The sequence below is a fragment of the Klebsiella sp. K-Nf6 genome (assembly GCF_002806655.1).
GTDB classification, from domain to species: Bacteria; Pseudomonadota; Gammaproteobacteria; order Enterobacterales; family Enterobacteriaceae; genus Klebsiella; species Klebsiella variicola.
In genome coordinates, this window is record NZ_PIBN01000074.1 from 1 (window position 1) to 260 (window position 260).

Here is a 260-nt window from a genome sequence, read left to right on the forward strand (position 1 = left end):
CTGAAAATTGAAACGACACACTGTTTAAGTGTGTTCGAGTCTCTCAAATTTTCGCAATCAGAAGATGACACTGTAAAAGGTGACGTGAGCAAAGTGAAGCCAAGGCGTACCGCACGCAGCGAGCGGAGTGGACTATATGTCCATGAGCATCGCGAGTACGGAACAACGCAGGATTCATGATGCGCAACAAACCGGACAGAACAAGACATCTTCGGGTTGTGAGGTTAAGCGACTAAGCGTACACGGTGGATGCCCTGGCA

At 49.2% G+C, this 260-nt stretch carries 1 protein-coding gene; it reads left to right on the top strand.

The window, feature by feature from the left end; genetic code table 11:
- Nucleotides 1–180: hypothetical protein (locus tag CWM61_RS29730; RefSeq protein WP_206053106.1), on the top strand; the 180-nt coding region annotated here is incomplete at its 5' end.
- Between the last annotated feature and the right edge of the window lie 80 nt (nucleotides 181–260).